This window comes from Streptomyces sp. NPDC002958 (assembly GCF_055563255.1).
In genome coordinates this window covers 1-14,537 of record NZ_JBVHDS010000031.1, presented here as the reverse complement: position 1 = coordinate 14,537, position 14,537 = coordinate 1, and the positions used below count along the sequence as shown (strand labels likewise).

At 68.2% G+C, this 14,537-nt stretch carries 12 protein-coding genes; 3 read left to right on the top strand and 9 right to left on the bottom strand.

The genetic code is table 11. The features are described 5' to 3' along the window. Positions 1-80: 80 nt before the first annotated feature. From ACZ3IC_RS30640 to ACZ3IC_RS30620, 5 genes are all read right to left on the bottom strand, one after another. Entirely contained in the window at positions 81-4,751 is a 4,671-nt protein-coding gene (locus tag ACZ3IC_RS30640; protein ID WP_467421500.1) for an outer membrane protein assembly factor BamB family protein, read from the bottom strand. Between the two features lie 61 nt (positions 4,752-4,812). Continuing rightward, a complete protein-coding gene (locus ACZ3IC_RS30635) occupies positions 4,813-5,943 on the bottom strand; it encodes a HupE/UreJ family protein (RefSeq protein WP_467421584.1) in 1,131 nt (376 codons plus the stop codon). 168 nt (positions 5,944-6,111) lie between these two features. Continuing rightward, positions 6,112-6,315 carry a hypothetical protein gene (locus tag ACZ3IC_RS30630; RefSeq protein ID WP_467421498.1) on the bottom strand — a complete coding sequence of 68 codons (204 nt, stop codon included), beginning with the start codon at positions 6,313-6,315 and terminating at the stop codon, positions 6,112-6,114. Positions 6,316-6,577: 262 nt separating this feature from the next. Further along, positions 6,578-7,246: a formylglycine-generating enzyme family protein gene (locus ACZ3IC_RS30625; protein ID WP_467421495.1), complete on the bottom strand. Its 669-nt coding sequence runs from the start codon at positions 7,244-7,246 to the stop codon at positions 6,578-6,580. A 184-nt stretch (positions 7,247-7,430) separates the two neighbouring features. Further along, the gene (locus ACZ3IC_RS30620; RefSeq protein ID WP_467421494.1) at positions 7,431-7,811 is read right to left on the bottom strand and encodes a DUF4180 domain-containing protein; all 381 of its coding nucleotides are present in this window, start codon (positions 7,809-7,811) and stop codon (positions 7,431-7,433) included. A gap of 605 nt (positions 7,812-8,416) precedes the next feature. On the opposite strand from ACZ3IC_RS30620, the gene ACZ3IC_RS30615 reads away from it, so the two are divergent. The 3 genes from ACZ3IC_RS30615 to ACZ3IC_RS30605 all read left to right on the top strand — a co-directional run bounded on the left by ACZ3IC_RS30615 (position 8,417) and on the right by ACZ3IC_RS30605 (position 11,104). After that, a complete protein-coding gene (locus ACZ3IC_RS30615; RefSeq protein WP_467421582.1) occupies positions 8,417-9,781 on the top strand; it encodes an MFS transporter in 1,365 nt (454 codons plus the stop codon). Positions 9,782-9,785: 4 nt separating this feature from the next. Beyond that, complete coding sequence (locus tag ACZ3IC_RS30610; RefSeq protein ID WP_467421491.1) at positions 9,786-10,337, top strand: isochorismatase family protein; 552 nt, start codon at positions 9,786-9,788, stop codon at positions 10,335-10,337. Between the two features lie 380 nt (positions 10,338-10,717). Next, positions 10,718-11,104, top strand: coding sequence for a recombinase family protein (locus ACZ3IC_RS30605; protein ID WP_467421489.1), 387 nt, complete (start codon positions 10,718-10,720; stop codon positions 11,102-11,104). A gap of 134 nt (positions 11,105-11,238) precedes the next feature. Here ACZ3IC_RS30605 and ACZ3IC_RS30600 read toward each other — a convergent pair whose 3' ends face one another. The 4 genes from ACZ3IC_RS30600 to ACZ3IC_RS30585 form a co-directional block, all read right to left on the bottom strand. Then, positions 11,239-12,204: a CehA/McbA family metallohydrolase gene (locus ACZ3IC_RS30600; protein ID WP_467421579.1), complete on the bottom strand. Its 966-nt coding sequence runs from the start codon at positions 12,202-12,204 to the stop codon at positions 11,239-11,241. A gap of 429 nt (positions 12,205-12,633) precedes the next feature. Beyond that, positions 12,634-13,026 carry a VOC family protein gene (locus tag ACZ3IC_RS30595; protein WP_467421487.1) on the bottom strand — a complete coding sequence of 131 codons (393 nt, stop codon included), beginning with the start codon at positions 13,024-13,026 and terminating at the stop codon, positions 12,634-12,636. Further along, entirely contained in the window at positions 13,023-13,325 is a 303-nt protein-coding gene (locus ACZ3IC_RS30590) for an ArsR/SmtB family transcription factor (protein ID WP_467421484.1), read from the bottom strand. The genes ACZ3IC_RS30595 and ACZ3IC_RS30590 overlap by 4 nt, the downstream gene beginning before the upstream one ends. Before the next feature lie 32 nt (positions 13,326-13,357). Then, positions 13,358-13,519: a hypothetical protein gene (locus ACZ3IC_RS30585; RefSeq protein WP_467421482.1), complete on the bottom strand. Its 162-nt coding sequence runs from the start codon at positions 13,517-13,519 to the stop codon at positions 13,358-13,360. Positions 13,520-14,537: the final 1,018 nt, after the last annotated feature.

The window sequence follows — 14,537 nt, the reverse complement described above, 5'->3', positions numbered from 1 at the left end:
CGCGTTGTTCTGACGGATCGGCGCACAGGGCCGGCCCGGTGGGAGTCCGGGCCGGCCCCGTGTGGTGGGGTGGGTGTGCGTTACGGCGCGGGGACCTCGTCGAGGATGCCCACCGGGTCGGTGCCCGGGGTGACAACGAGCTTGCGGGTGAGGGTGTAGGAGCCCTCCGCCGGCACGTCGACCTTGAACCGGCTCATCACCCAGTTGCCCGCGGCGTAGACGTCGAAGGCGCTCGCCGGCGTGCCGTAGACGAGACCGAATACCTGCGGGTCGGTCCCGCTCATGCCGATGTACGGCTTCGTCGGGGTGTACGCCGCCGGCGCACCCGGCGTCACGATGCCGGCGCCCGGGATGACACTGGCCGTGCCGGCCGCGTCGTGGTCCATCGCGTCACCGGTCCACACGCTGAGTGGAACCGAGCCGGAGTTGCTCAGCTCCGTCGAGACCGTGGCGAAGTTGTCGCCCGGCTTCAGCGTGTACGTCGTCCTCGCCGTCAGACCCGTGAAGCCGTCGACCGGCCCGGATACCCGGACGACGGCCTTGTCGCCGGTCGCCTGGACGATCTCGACGTCGGTCGCCCCCACCGTCCGGACGTCCCACGCGTTACCGCCGGTCGGCTGGGTCGCCGAGACGTAGGGCAGGTTGATCCAGTCGAACTGGTCGGCCTTGCCGCGGACGGCGATGTCGACCGGCTTGCCGCGGGTGCTACCGGAGAGCTGCGAGTCGTTGAAAGCGTCGGCGATCGCCATCGAGAGCTTGTCGTTCTCGAGCATGACGTCGCCGTGGCCTGCCTCGACCAGACCCGAGCCGATCTGCTTGCCGTAGCTCGCCTCGACCTTGACCGGGCTCAGCGCGACATCAGCGACGCCGCTGCCCGCCGCCGGCACGGTGACCTTGTCGGCGGCCGTCCGGTAGCCCAGCTTGGACACCCGGACGTCGTACTGACCGGCCGGGGCCTTGACGCGGTACTTGCCCTGGGCGTCGGTGCTCGTGGTCGCGACCACCTTGCCGTCCTGCTCGAGGGCGACCCGGGCACCGGAGACGGCGGAGCCGTCCGCGGTGATCGTGCCGGTCGCGCGAGCGGCATCCGGGACGGCCTCGTCGTGCAGGTCGATCTCGTCGGCCCACTTCGCGATGTTGCGGGTGGGGTCGCCACCGGCGGTCGCGTAGTCGGTCAGGTGGTAGAAGCTGAACTGCTTGGTGGCACCGGGCTCCATCGTCGCGTCGTAGTAGAGACCCTCGATGTAGCCGAACGCACCGACTGCGGCCGGCGTGTCCTGTGCCCAGGCGAGACCATGAGCGGCCTGGCCGTTCGTGGTAGCCGTGTCAGCACCGACGTAGACGTAGTTCCCGGTCCAGCCCGAGGTCTTCAGACCCGGGTTGGTGCCGCTGACCCCAGGGATCCGGCCGTTGTCGACCGAGTTGTCGGGGTCGATCATGTAGTTGAAGTAGCCCTGGTAGCCCGTGGTGCCGGTGTTGGTCAGCTTGACCGTCATCTTCACGATCGGAGCGTCGGGCAGGGTCTCGTAGCGGACCTGCGCCTTGATGGCCCCGTTCCCCCGGTGCTGACCCTTGCCGACCACGGCCGCGCCGTCGACCGCGAGGTCGGGCAGGTCGAGCTGGTCGTTCGGCCGGTCCCACGAGTCGGGCGGCGTGAGGCTCGGACGCAGCAGCATCTCGCCCCAGTCAAGGGTCTCGGCGCCGTTGGCGTCGTTGAGCATGACGTCCGACAGCTCGCCCTGGCCCAGACCGCCGACACCGTTGTTGCCGCCGGTGTACGGCGTCACGGACGCCCGGACCTTGTCGTTGGCCAGGTAGTAGTACTCCCTGCCCGTGACGACGTCCTTGCGCGTGCTGCCATTGCCGTAGTCCGGCGCGTACGTCGACTTGCCGGCGACCGGGTGGTTCACCTTGATCAGCTTCAGGTCGGCCTTCTCGTTGCCGGTGGTGCCGACCGTGACGCTGACCTCCGAGCGGTCGTCGGCGATCAGGCCGCGCTTGGCCGCCGTGACGGTCCAAGTCGACGCCGGCAGACCCATCAGGTAGCGGCCCTTGGCGTCGGTGCTGGTCACCGCGGTGTCCTGACCGGAGGCGACGGCGGTGACCTTCGCGCCGGCGATCGGAGCGCCCGTCTCCGGGTCGCTGACCGTACCGGTCACGGTCGCCCAGCGCTGCGCGGACTCGCCGCCCGGCACGTAGGCGTAGAGGTTGCCGTCCCAGGCGCCCGTCACAACGGTGTTGCCGCTGACGGCAGGGCCGGCGCCCACCCAGGTGCCGGTCTCGTGGTTCCACAGGATCTGGCCGGTGTCGGTGGCCAGGGCGTAGAACCTGCCGTTGTTGGCGCCGACGAAGAGCGTGTCACCGGCCACGACCGGGCTGGACATGACGCCACCGTGGTAGATGTCGCCGGGCAGCAGCCGCTCCCAGAGGACGTTGCCGGTCTGGGCGTCGAGGGCGACGACGGCGCCGCTCGGGAAGCCCATGTAGACGACGCCGTTCTTGACGGCCGCGGCGCTCGGGGTCGAGCCGCTCGAGACGAGCGAGGAACGCGAGCTCCGGTAGGTCCACAGCGTCTCGCCGGTCTTGGCGTCACGGGCGGCGATGCCGTTGTTGGAGCCGATGAAGACCTTTCCCTCGGCCGCGGTCGGCACGCCGTCCTGCCAGCCGCCGAGCGACTCGGTTCCGGTCCACTTGCGGGCGCCGGTGGCCAGGTCGTAGGCGAGCACGCGGTCGGCGGTCTGGTTGCCGACGTACACGGTGCCGTCCATGACGGCGGGCGTGCCGTCGCTCATGGTTGCGCCGGACATCGGGGAGGCCCAGATCTGCTTGCCGGTGCGGGTGTCGAGCGCCTTGAGGACGCCCTGGCTGCCGATGCCGAAGCGGGTCTGGTAGGGCCAGAGCACGGTGTGGCCGGAGACGGTCGGCGAGTAGTAGCCGTAGGTGCGCTGGTTGTTCGGGGCCGGCGCCTCCTCGGGCTCGGCCTTCCAGCGCAGCTCGCCGGTCTTCGCGTCCACGGCGTACAGCTCCGAGCCCAGGGTCGGCGCGAAGATCAAACCGTCGCCGTAGGCGAGGCTGCCGTGGATGGACTGCGGCACCTCGAAGTTCCACAGCTCCTTGCCGTTCTTGAGCTGGACGGCGTGGATCCGGCTGTTGCCGTCGCCGTTCTCGTCGCGGGTGCCCGCGTAGACGACGCCGTCGTGGATGACCGGCGACCCGGTGAGGAAGGTGCCGTCGGTGCGGAAGCTCCAGGCCAGGCGGCGGCCGGCCTCCTGCGCCGGCGCGACACCGGAGTGGCCCTCGTTGCCGTGGTGCTGGTCCCAGTCACCGTCGGCGACCGGATTGAGCGCCGGCTCGTCGGTGAGGGTGAAGTCCGCGGACTTGGTCCAGGTCTTGCCCGCCGCGTCGGTCACCTTCACCTCGACGCTGTGCTGACCGGCCGTCTGCAGGCTGTCGGGCAAGTTGCTCTGCCAGGTGAACTCGCCGCTGCGGTGCAGCGGCCTCCACTTCTTGTCGCCGGCGATCCGGTAGCGCGCCGAGACGACCTCGTCGCCGGTGTCGTAGGCGTTGATCTGGATGCCGGGGAACTTCTCGGCCGGCACCTTCGAGCCCGGCGCGGGGCTGACGATGGTGAGGTGCTCGTTCTCGCCGTACATCCGGAACGGGTTCTCGAACCCCGGACCCGCCATGTGGATGTAGCGGAAGCCGCGGGGCGCGTTGTCGATCGTGTAGGAGCTCGACACGGTCTGGATGTGCTTGGCGGTCGAGGCGAACGCCGACTTGTTCTCGACGTGGTTGGAGTGCTCGTGGCCGACCAGGATCAGCTGCGCCTTGTACTGCTCGAGCACCTCACCGAAGGCGTCGTACGTCGACGGCGAGCCGAACGGAACGTTCATCGGCTGGTGGGTGAGGACGACGACCTCGATGTCGTTGGCCGGGTCGTCGTCCAGCGGAACGCTCGCGGCGAGGTCGTCCTTGAGCCAGTTCAGCTCCTCCTCGAACGGCGCCGCGCCATTGTTCTCCAGCACTACGAAGTGCCGGTTGCCGTAGTTGAACGAGTACCACTCCGGACCGAGGTTCTTGCGGTAGTTGTCGATCCTGTCCGCGTACGCCGACCCGCCCGCGTACTCGTGGTTGCCGACGGCCGGCCAGACGCCGACGGCCGACTGCTGGGTGCCGCGACGGTACGTGTCGAACTGCCCCTGGCTGGCGTTGTTGGTGAGGTCGCCGCTGACCGCGATGAACCGCAGGTCGGTGCCCGTGGAGTTGATCTCGCGTACCTGGTCGGGCAGCTGTGCGTTGACGTGCGGGTCGGCGATGTTGGCCCAGGAGAAGGTGTCGCCGTCGGAGAGTTCGTCACGGACGAGCGCGAAGTCCGCGGTCGGGGTGGCGTCGTCGGCGAGCTGGCCGAGGTTGGCCCAGAACCTCGGCTCCTTGTACTCGTCCAGGTCGAACCGGTAGCCCCGCGGCTGGCCGGCCCACACGATGTCCGTCTTGCGACGGTCGGTGGATATCGTCAGCGAGTAGGAACCGTCGGCGGCGGTCGTGGTGGCGACCGTGCCGTCGGAGACGCGCACACCGGCCAGGCCGGCCTCGTCGGAGCTGCGCCGACCGTCGCCGTCGGCGTCGACGTACGCGACGCCGCTGACGGTGGCTTCCGGCGGGTCGATGGCGGTCGCCGCGTACAACGTGAGCGGGCCCGCCACCACACTGGAGGCGAGCCCCAGCATGGTGGTGTACATGACAGCGCGCACGCGTGCGCGTGTCCAGGTGAACACGGACATCAAGATCCTTGGGAGTGCGGGTGGGTGGGTGTCAGGTCAGGAGCGGGGAACGTTCTACGAACCAGACCAGACCGGTACCTGCGACGACGACGGTCGCCGCGACGGTGCCGAGCTTGAGGGCGCGGGCGGCGACCGGCGTGGTCGCGACCCTGCGCAGGAACAGCAGCGCCGGGAAGGCGAGCGCGATAATCGTCAACTGGGCGAGTTCGATGCCGACGTTGAAGGCGACCAGGTTGGCCAGCATCGAAACCGACAGCGGCCCGTCGATGCTGAGCGAGCCCGCGAAGCCCAGCCCGTGCAGCAGCCCGAAGCCGAAGACCACGGGCAGCCGGTGCCTCGTCCTCGTCGAAAGCAGGTTGTCGAGCGCGACGAACGCGATCGACAGCGCGATGAGCGGCTCGACGATCCACCCGGGCACGCTGACCCAGCCGATCGCGGCCGGCACCAGGGTCACCGAGTGCGCGACCGTGAAGGCCGTGACGACCCCGACGACGTCGCGCAGCCGCTTCGCGCCCAGCAGCAGCGCCAGCAGGAACAGCACATGGTCGAGCCCGAAGTACAGGTGCTCTGCCCCGAGCTTGACGAACCGCGGGATCTCACTGAGCAGATCGGTGTGCCCCACCGTGACGCTGGTGCGGGCGGTGTCGAGCAGCGTCGAACCGCGGCTGCCATCGATGTCGTAGACCACCTTCGTGGTGGTGCCGTCGATGACGCCGTCGGAGGGGCGGAAGATGTCATTGCGGACGGTGAGCGCCCCGGACGCCGGGCAGTCGTAGGCGAGCGCGACCCGCGCGGCGCCGGAGTCGGCGAGTTCGACGCGGGCGCCGTCCTCAGCGGTGCACCCGATCGAGCCGCGGCTCAGCCGCAGCCGCTCGCCGACGTACTGCGCCACATCGCTCGCGTGCGCGTCCAGCGAACTGCGCCGCACCCCGGTCGGCACCTCGGCGGCCGCGCCGTCCACGCCGACCGCGTCCGGGCTCAGGGCGCCATCGAGGCTCAGCAGCCGGGCGAGGACGTCGTACTCCATGTCTACGACAGCCGCGACGCCGTCGCGCTGGCTGCGCAGGTCGACCGAGACCGAGGTCTCGCGGACGTGCGCCTGTGCCGGAGTGGCGACGAAGAGGACAGCAACAAGGGAGGCGAGAAACGTCAGCAGACGCACAGTCAAGAACTTCCGTGGTGAGGAGATCGGCGGTCGGCCCCAACCCTGCAGTGCTCGCACCACACCCGGCAACCAGAGATGACTGAGTTTCACCGAGCCTTCCACTGCCGGTCACCCGCCGGCCGAAAGCCGGGTTTCTGAGCGTCGGAAACCGGACTTTGGGCAAGGCTACGAGGCCCGCGTACGAATCCGGGTGAGCCCGGCGCCCAGGACCCACCCGCACGAGGTGAGCATGACGTCGTTGACGTCGGCGGCGCGGCTCAACAGCAACTGGCCGAGCCCGATGAGCAGCGACAGGCCCGCACCTACGGGCTCCCGGTGGCTATCGACGCGGCGTGAACCGTCCGTCGGGCCGTTTGTGCAGCCAGCCACGATCGGCGAGTTTGGTCATCTTCGCCCGCGGCGGCTCCAGCACGCTGCTCACTGGGCGATGGCGGGGTGGTCGGTCTCGGCATCGCTGAAAAGTGCGGGTACGACGGACATCGGCATAGCGTAGTTGGCGCGCCCGGATGAGCCCGGATCCACCGGCTTGATTGCGGAGTGATCGCGGGTCGTCTTGCGAACGTGTGGCCGCGCTGCTCGTAGTGGCTGCGGCGGACGCGTGCTTGGTGGCGGCGACGCCAGTGGGACCACGTCATCCCGATCGAGCGAGCCGGAAGCCCAGGTCGTCGATACGGAATGTCGGGTGGCTCTTGCGCCTGCAAGACGCCCTGCATGCCCGGGGCGGGTCGTAAGCGCCTCCGCCGCGAAAGACACGGTAAGGCCCGTAGACGGCCGGGTCGTAGACGTCCCAGCACCACTCCCACACGTTGCCGATCATGTCGTGGAATCCCCAGGCATTCGGGATCCGGGTGGCGACGTCATGCACCTCGTCGCCGGAATTTCCCCGGTACCAAGCGATGTCGTCCAGCTCGCCATGGCGGACGTCGGGACTGCCGGCCCGACATGCGTACTCCCATTCCGCCTCGGACGGGAGGCGGTAGCCGTCGGCCGTCCAATCGCAGACCACTTTTTCCGCGTCCGGTTCGTCGATCTCTGGATAGCAAGGCTCGAGCCCTGCCGAGTGCGACAGCAGATTGCAGAAGCGCACGGCGTCGATCCACGACACCTCGGTCACCGGCTTCCCCCGCCCTGTGGGGGTGGAATCCGGGGCTTCCGCCAGCACGGTTGCGTACAGCTCACGGGTGACGGGAGCTGCCGCCAACCGAAAGGCCGCCACCTCGACCCTCCAATCCGTCATGGTGCCCTCGTCGCGCAGCGTGATCTCACCGGCGGGCAGACTGATCAGAGGTTCGGTGGGCACCGGGTACAGCATCCGATCAATGCACATGGCGGCTATCTTCCTTACGGTCGAGTTGAGTCGGTTCACGGTTACTGAGGCGACAAGTCCTACCGAGCCAACTCTCGGATTCATGAGCGTCGTTCAAGTGAAATTGCGGTCAGAAAGAGACCCTTGCGGCAGAGCCGGCGCCGTATCAGTTCGTCGATCACGGCCTGCGCGCAGACCTGGCCTTCAGCCGTGCGTCGAGAGTCTCGATGTCGGGCAGGAACCAGATGTGGTCTGCCGTGTTGGATTCGTGAACGAGGGCGCGCAGTGCGCCACTGACCTCCAGATGGCGGGAAATGTCGCCGATGACGGCCAAGCGGAGCCGGTAGTTGACGAACTTCTGCATGATCTCTCCCGCGAAGCGGGTGTCCAGCGCGAAGAACTGGTCGTCAAAGCGGTCTGCAGGCACAGCCACGATCTCGGCGCCGAGGAAGACCGAGCCGATGAGGTCCTGCGCATCCTGCGTGGTGACCACCTTGGGCCCTGCCGGATCGCACATGAGTACCTGAAATCCGTGCCGTTCCTGCAGTTGGTCTTCCACTTCGATCTCCAACTCGTGTGAGTGCGGTTGCCATCTTTCATGTTAGTGCCCGTGGTTGATGCAAATCGGTGCCGCCTCGCCGTTAGCCCTTCAGCTGTAGTTCGCTGATCAGGCTCGTCGAGTAACTCCCATTCCTGGACGCCTGGTTCGGCGATTCGGTGCAAGTGCTTCAGTGGGATGCTCAGTTGGAGGAGTCGCTGCTGCAGGTCGGCGACGTCCAGCCGCAGGCGGATCTGCGGCGGCGAGCGAAGGCGTGTGTGCGTGGGCTGTTGGGCCCGGTCTTCCGCAAGAACGGCTGTCAGTTGGCCGAGTGCGTTGGCCGGCTCTGCCCAGACGGGCAGCAGCATTCGCTGGACCGGGCGAAGTGGGACGTCGATGAGCTGCGTGAACCGCCCCGGATGAAATGGAGACTCGATGCCATGTATGGATCAGAGTCAGGGCACGTCCCTCCCCTTACCCGCCCGAGCTCCGCAAGCGTGCGGTTGGAGTTGGGCCGTACCTTGCTTCCGGTGACAGGTGACCGCCGTGAACCGTCGGACCCCCTTCCCACTGCCGGACTCTTCTCCCGTACGTATCTGACGCTTACGGCGAGTTTCGCCGCGGTGATGTTCCTGACCGGTTTCGCAGCGCTGGCGGTGATGCCAGTGCTGCCGGTGGCCGCCCGAGACCTCGAAGGAGTCGGTCTCTACCCGCTGGTGGCAGGGTCGTTCGTGGCGGCGAGCCTGCTCGGTGGTGTGCTGGGCGGGACATGGGCGGATCGCGACGGGGCCCGGCGACCGCTGGCAGCCGGGGTGATCCTGACCGTCGCGACGCTCCTCGTCTCCGCAACTAGTACCACCATCTGGCAACTGGTCCTGGGACGCTTCACCGACGGGATCGCAGCGGGCCTGGTAGCGGTGTCCGTCAACACAGCCATCGGGCAGTCCTACCCGGATCACCTGCGCGCCCGCGCCCTGTCCCTCATGAGTGCGTGCTGGATCGTACCGTCACTAGCCGGCCCCCCGCTCGCTGGGTTCGTGGCCGCGTCGTGGTCATGGCGAGCGGTGTTCTTCGGCGTCGCCGGGCTCACCCTGATCCCTGCCGCGGTCGCTGTGCTGCTCCTTCGCGGACGACCAGCACAGCCAGGAGCATCGCAAGAATCTGGAAGTCCCGAGGCACCCGTGCGGCGGCCCGCCCTGCCCGCCACAGTGGCAGTGAGCGTGGCCGCGGCTCTCACCCAGTACGGCGTTTCCACCTGGAATGTATGGCACGCGGTGTGCGCGTCGGTTGGTGTAGTGGTGATCGTGGCGTTCGCCCCGAGGCTGCTGCCGCCGCATACCTGGCGAGCCGGGGGCGGATTGCCCGCTACGGTGCTCCTGCGGGCGCTGACCTCGGGCGCGTTCTTCACGCTGGAAGCCTTCGTCCCCCTGATGCTCAGCACAGCCCGACATGTGCCAGGCGTTGTTACAGGGTTCGCGTTCACCGGGGCGGCACTTGCCTGGGCCGGAGCCTCCTGGGTGCAGGGTCGCCTGCAGAACCGGGTGTCGCGGCACCGGCTGGTCGCCATCGGGGCCGGAATCATGGCGGCCGCGGTGGCGGTGGCGGCACTGTGCACCATGCCGGCGATGCCTCCGGCCGCAGCGGTGTCCTCAATGGCGATGGCCGCCGTCGGCATGGGGCTCGTGACGCCGTCACTCACACTGCTGTCGCTCGCGCACACTTCGGCTGACCGGCAGGGCTACGCAAGCGGCGCGATGCAGACCTCGCAAAACCTCGGCCAGACCCTGGTCCTGGCCGTGACGTCGGCTCTGTTCACGGCAGTCTCAGCGGCGTCAACGAACCGGCTCCCGGCATTTGCCGGAGCATTCGCGCTCCTGATCCTTCCGATTGCGGGTGCCGCCTGCCTAGCAGGCCGGACGCGAGTCGCGGATGCAGGCCAACACGATGCCTCGGGAGTGTCCGTCGCCACGGCAGAGGGAGAGCTACGGTAGGCCGATGCCACCGACGCCGCACCGTGCCGCGCTCCTCGTCATCGACATGCAGCACAACATGAGGCCCATCATGCACCGCCCTGACCAAACTGTCGGAACCATCGCGGGACTCAGCTCTCGGGCGCGTGCTGCGAACGTTCCCGTCATCACGGTTCAGCAGCAAGGGTGCGGCGATGCCTTGCCGGGACTGGCGCCGCGGAACGGAGAGCCGGTGGTGACGAAGACCTGTGCGGACGCCTTCTTGGACACCGATCTCGACGAGACGCTGATCCGGCTCGGAGTGACCGAGGTCGTGGTCACCGGCTTTGCCACCGAGAACTGCGTGGAGACGACCGCCCGCCAGGCCCTCAGCCACGGCTACGACCTGATGCTGGTGGCGGACGGGCACACCACATCGGTCCGCTCCCAGCCAACGGACTTCGCCCTTCCAGACCAGTCGATCGCCCATCACAACGAAATCTACCGGCACATCGACTTTCCCGATCGCAGCGTTCGGGTCCTGCCTGCCACAAAGATTGACTTCATGGCGCCGAAGCTGGATGCACCCGAGGGGTAAGGCTGGGGACGCTCGCCACCGCACCCATGGCGGAGGGGGTAACGGTTGGTCGTCGGAGCAACGCGTTTCATAGGTGATCGCCTGTGAAACGCCGCGCCGCGCGTCGGCCCATCTGCGGCGATCAGTGCCGACCCCCGCCGTACGCAAGCCGGGGTCCGTGTGGACCGTGCTGCCCCGGCCGGTGAGCGCCGGGGCCGAACCGGTCGGGCGCGTCCGCCTCGGATACGCCCGCGCCTCGACCGCCAGGCAGTCCCTCGACGCACAGCTCGACTCCCTCGCCGAGGCCAGGGTGACGCGGGTCTTCTCTCCGCTCCTCCGGCGTTGCCGTCACGCTCGTCGTCCATGAGCACAAGCGGCTTGGCCGCGGCATTGAACTCGCCATGCTCGCCGAGGAGCTCAAGGCGAGCGACGTCGGGCTGGAGTTCCTCACCGGAGAGCTGAAGGGCTCGCACGACCCGTCCAGCATCGTGTTCACCGTGCTCGAGGCCATGTCCGGCATGTCGCGCGAGTACATCCGCGACCGCACCTTTGAAGGCCACGAGTCCGCCCGCAATCGCGGCAAGACCATCGGCGGCGCGGGCGTCACCGACGATTCCATGCTGTCCATGGCCCTCCACCTGCGCGACCAGGAGATGAGCCTGCGCGACATCGCCAAGAAGCTCGTCATCACCACAGGTGCGAAGAAGGGCCAGCACCCCTCGTCTGCCACCGTCATGCGGATGCTCCGCGAACATGACGAACAGACCGCCGCAGCGGTGAATACGTGATCGCCCCGCTACTTTGCGGCTGGTGTCTGCCATTGATCGCCCGACGCGGCACGTCCATTCGTGCCTGCTCCAGCTGGCCTGCAGCCTTATCTGCCTTCGACGCCGCCGCAAGCCGTCCCGAGGCAATCTGGAGGTCAAGTCAGAACGATCGGGTTGGTGAGAGCGGCCATATGGCCATGCGGATGGCGTACCTCGATCCGGACGAACGCCGAGTCTGCCGATGTCGTGTGCCACTTGGTGGTGCCCACGCCGGAGTCTGGCAGCGTTTCGCGGTGGACTTTGCCCCGGTCGGTGTGGAAGCTGACGGTCGCCGATGGGACACCGCGTATGTGCGCGCGCACCATGACGGGTTCCCCGTGAGTTGCCAGTCGTTCGCCGATCCCCGCGTTGTTGCCGGCGGCGACGGCCGTGAGCGACAGATCGACGGCAGCCGATTCGGCGATCCAACTGCGGCCCGCACGGATCCCGGCGAGGATGGACGGCGTGCTCAGATCCTCGGCGAGTACGACGGTGTGCGGGATGCCTATCTGACCGTCAAGGTGGGTATCGCTGTTGCCCATGGCCGGCTGCCAGCGCCCCGCGTGTATTCCTTCCGCCAGGCCTCGACCCCACTCGGCGAGGGCGGCCTCGTTGTCGGCGTTCCATGGCCGGTCCGACGTCCACAGCCCGTTCCATACTTCGACCACATCGAGGCCCTGGTAGGGGTACATGAAGCTGCCTGAGGGATAGGGCGCGTGCGGGTGCGCGGCCACGCACAGTCCACCGGATTCGCGGACCTGGCCCAGGCATCGGTCGATGAGTCCGTCCCCCACGCGATAGTCCCAGTCGATCACCTGCCCTGGGGCGATGCCGAGAGCGAGCCAGTGCCCGGTCTTGGTGGTCACCTCCTCACCTAGGAGGATCAAGAAGTCATCTGTGGCATGGCGCCCCCAGGCGCTGTGCGCGTTCGCCGAGTTGTGCTCCGTGGTGGCGATGAAGTCGAGTCCTACTGTGCGAGCGTCGGCTGCCAACTGCTCAGGGGTGAGCTCGCCGTCCGAGTACACGGAGTGGATGTGGCAGTCTCCGCGATACCAGCTGGCTCCTCGGCCACGCGCTTGCATAGGCGGGAATCCCGAGTCCGGCATCGCTCTCCTTATTGTGGGACGACCCAACAGCCGAACGAACGAGCACAGTCGGCACGGTGTTCCCAGCGTCGACTCGGCCGGGCGTGCGCATCGAGCACGCCCGCCTCGGCTTCATTCTGGAACCATCAGTTGGGTACGGCAGCTGTAGTTCCTGATCACGCGGGGTCGAATTGCCGGTGGCAGGCCCGCGCGGTGGCCTGGTGGTGGCGCGACGCCAGGCGGTCCAGGGTCCAGCCCCAGCAGCAGGCCGATGGACGTCGACTTCCCCGCCCCGTTGCGCGCCAGTAGGGCGCACGTGCACGTTCACTTGTACGCCGACATTCGGCGCCTGGGCCACTCGAAAACGGTGCGCGGCTCGCTGTCCTCGAACCTCGCCGCGGCCGAGCCCCGCACGCGGGCGACCGGCTACTGCGGCTGTGTCGCGATCTGGATCAGGTTGCCGCAGGTGTCGTCGAAGACAGCGGTGGTGACGGCGCCCATGTCCAGGGGCTCCTGGGTGAAGCGGACGCCGAGGCCGCGCAGGCGCTCGTACTCCGCCTTCACGTCGTCGACGGCGAACTGGGCGAGCGGGATGCCGTCCTTGACGAGCGCGTCGCGGTAGGGCTTGACGACCGGGTGGCCGGCGGGCTCCAGGAGGAGTTCGGTGCCGCCGGGCTCGTCGGGCGAGACAACGGTCAGCCACCGGTCCTTCTCGCCCACCGGGACGTCGTGCTTCTTCACGAAGCCGAGGATCTCGGTGTAGAAGTGCAGGGCCTTGGCCTGGTCGTCGACGAAGATGCTGGTCAGATGGATCTTCATGGGGTGCTCTTCTCCGGTCCGGATGTGTCGGGCACGAGCCATCGCTCGGCGATCTGCCGCAGCGGGGCTGTGTTCAGGTTGTGGAACTTGTAGCGGCCTTCCCGCGTGGTTTCGACGAGCCCGGCAGCCTCCAGCGCGGCGAGGTGCTGGGAGACCGCCTGGCGCGAGATACCGAGCTGATGCTTCATGCTCGGTCGCGAGCAGATCTTGAACAGTGTCTGTCCGGACCTCTCTGCGAGCTCGTCGAGGATGGTGCGGCGGGTGGGGTCGGCCAAGGCCTGGAAAAGCTCGTCGGCCACGACCACAGGATAGGCAACTGCTTACTTGCCTATCAGGTCGAGGTGCGCTGAGTCCCGAGCCGGCTTGCCGTCGGTGGGCGCAGGCCCGCGGGCAGCGAGGGCGTGGTAGGGGGCTGGGCGGCTTCGAGGCGGCCGGTGGCGAGCTGGATGGCGGTGAGCTGCTCGTCCAGGGCGACGGCGCGGTCACCGCGCACTCGGGAAGAGGCGCTCCTGGCGGTGAAGATGGTCGGGCGCTGACCCAGCGACGCACCGCTGACACTGAGCCCGGACCACGATGACGCGGCGCCGGGCGCCGATCCGCACCGCAACAACGACTTCCTGTACCGGGAGTACGACGATCGCGGCTTCCGGTGCCCCGCCGGTGCGCACATCCGGCGTACCAACCCCCGCGATGCCACCATCGTCAGCGACGCACGGATGCACCGCCTCGTCCGCCGCGGCACCAGCCCGTTGCCGACGCCGACCGGCTTCGCCGTGCCCGGCTCCGAGGCCCAGCGCGCCACCGACCTGCTCGACGAGCGCTTTCAGGACCTGAACGCCGACGGAGCCTGCCGCGTCCCGGGCCTGCCTCGGCCGCGCTGTGCCGGTGCTGCCTCGGGGCGCGATTCGCTTCGGTCGCTGTTCTTCCTGGCTGGTCGGGCTGCGGGTCCGGGCCGGTTGTGCCGCCGCTGTCCTGTCCTTCGCTCGGGGGCGCCGAAAGTCCGGTCGAGGCCCTCGATATGGCCCTGTCGGTGTGATGCCTCCCATAGGAGCTGTGTCACATCCTAGGGCGGGTAGTAGGAGTGGGGCCGCCAGAAAGGCGCAGAAACGGTGCAGAGCGTCTCATTTCGGACATTTCTCCGTGGTTGGGTAGTACGTCACATCATTGCGCCGTGGTCCGTCCGCCGCTAACCATGGCTGTCGTTGCAGGGAGCCATGACCGGGCCGGGCGGATTGCGCCGGGCCTGTTCGCTCCGGCCCGCAGCGCGGGGTTCTGCTCCGCAAGCCGCTGTGACCGAGTCCGGTCGGCGACATCACGACGTTCCCCTTTGGAGGGTTTCTTCCGTATGACCACGCACACGCAGGTCCGTACCGGCCGCATCGTCCGCTTCCGTAAGCTGTCCGTCGCCGGGATCGCCACCGTGGGTGCCGCGGCGGCGGCCCTCACGCTGACGTCGACTTCCGCGCAGGCTGCCGGGACGACGCCGGCGGGCGCCTCCGTGGCCCCGGCGG

Excerpts from the sequence above, each read along its gene's own strand:
- ACZ3IC_RS30615 (WP_467421582.1), top strand. The coding sequence starts at position 8,417 with ATGTTCCTGACCGGTTTCGCAGCGCTGGCGGTGATGCCAGTGCTGCCG.
- ACZ3IC_RS30610 (WP_467421491.1), top strand. The coding sequence starts at position 9,786 with ATGCCACCGACGCCGCACCGTGCCGCGCTCCTCGTCATCGACATGCAG.
- ACZ3IC_RS30605 (WP_467421489.1), top strand. The coding sequence starts at position 10,718 with ATGCTCGCCGAGGAGCTCAAGGCGAGCGACGTCGGGCTGGAGTTCCTC.
- ACZ3IC_RS30600 (WP_467421579.1), bottom strand. The coding sequence starts at position 12,204 with ATGCAAGCGCGTGGCCGAGGAGCCAGCTGGTATCGCGGAGACTGCCAC.
- ACZ3IC_RS30595 (WP_467421487.1), bottom strand. The coding sequence starts at position 13,026 with ATGAAGATCCATCTGACCAGCATCTTCGTCGACGACCAGGCCAAGGCC.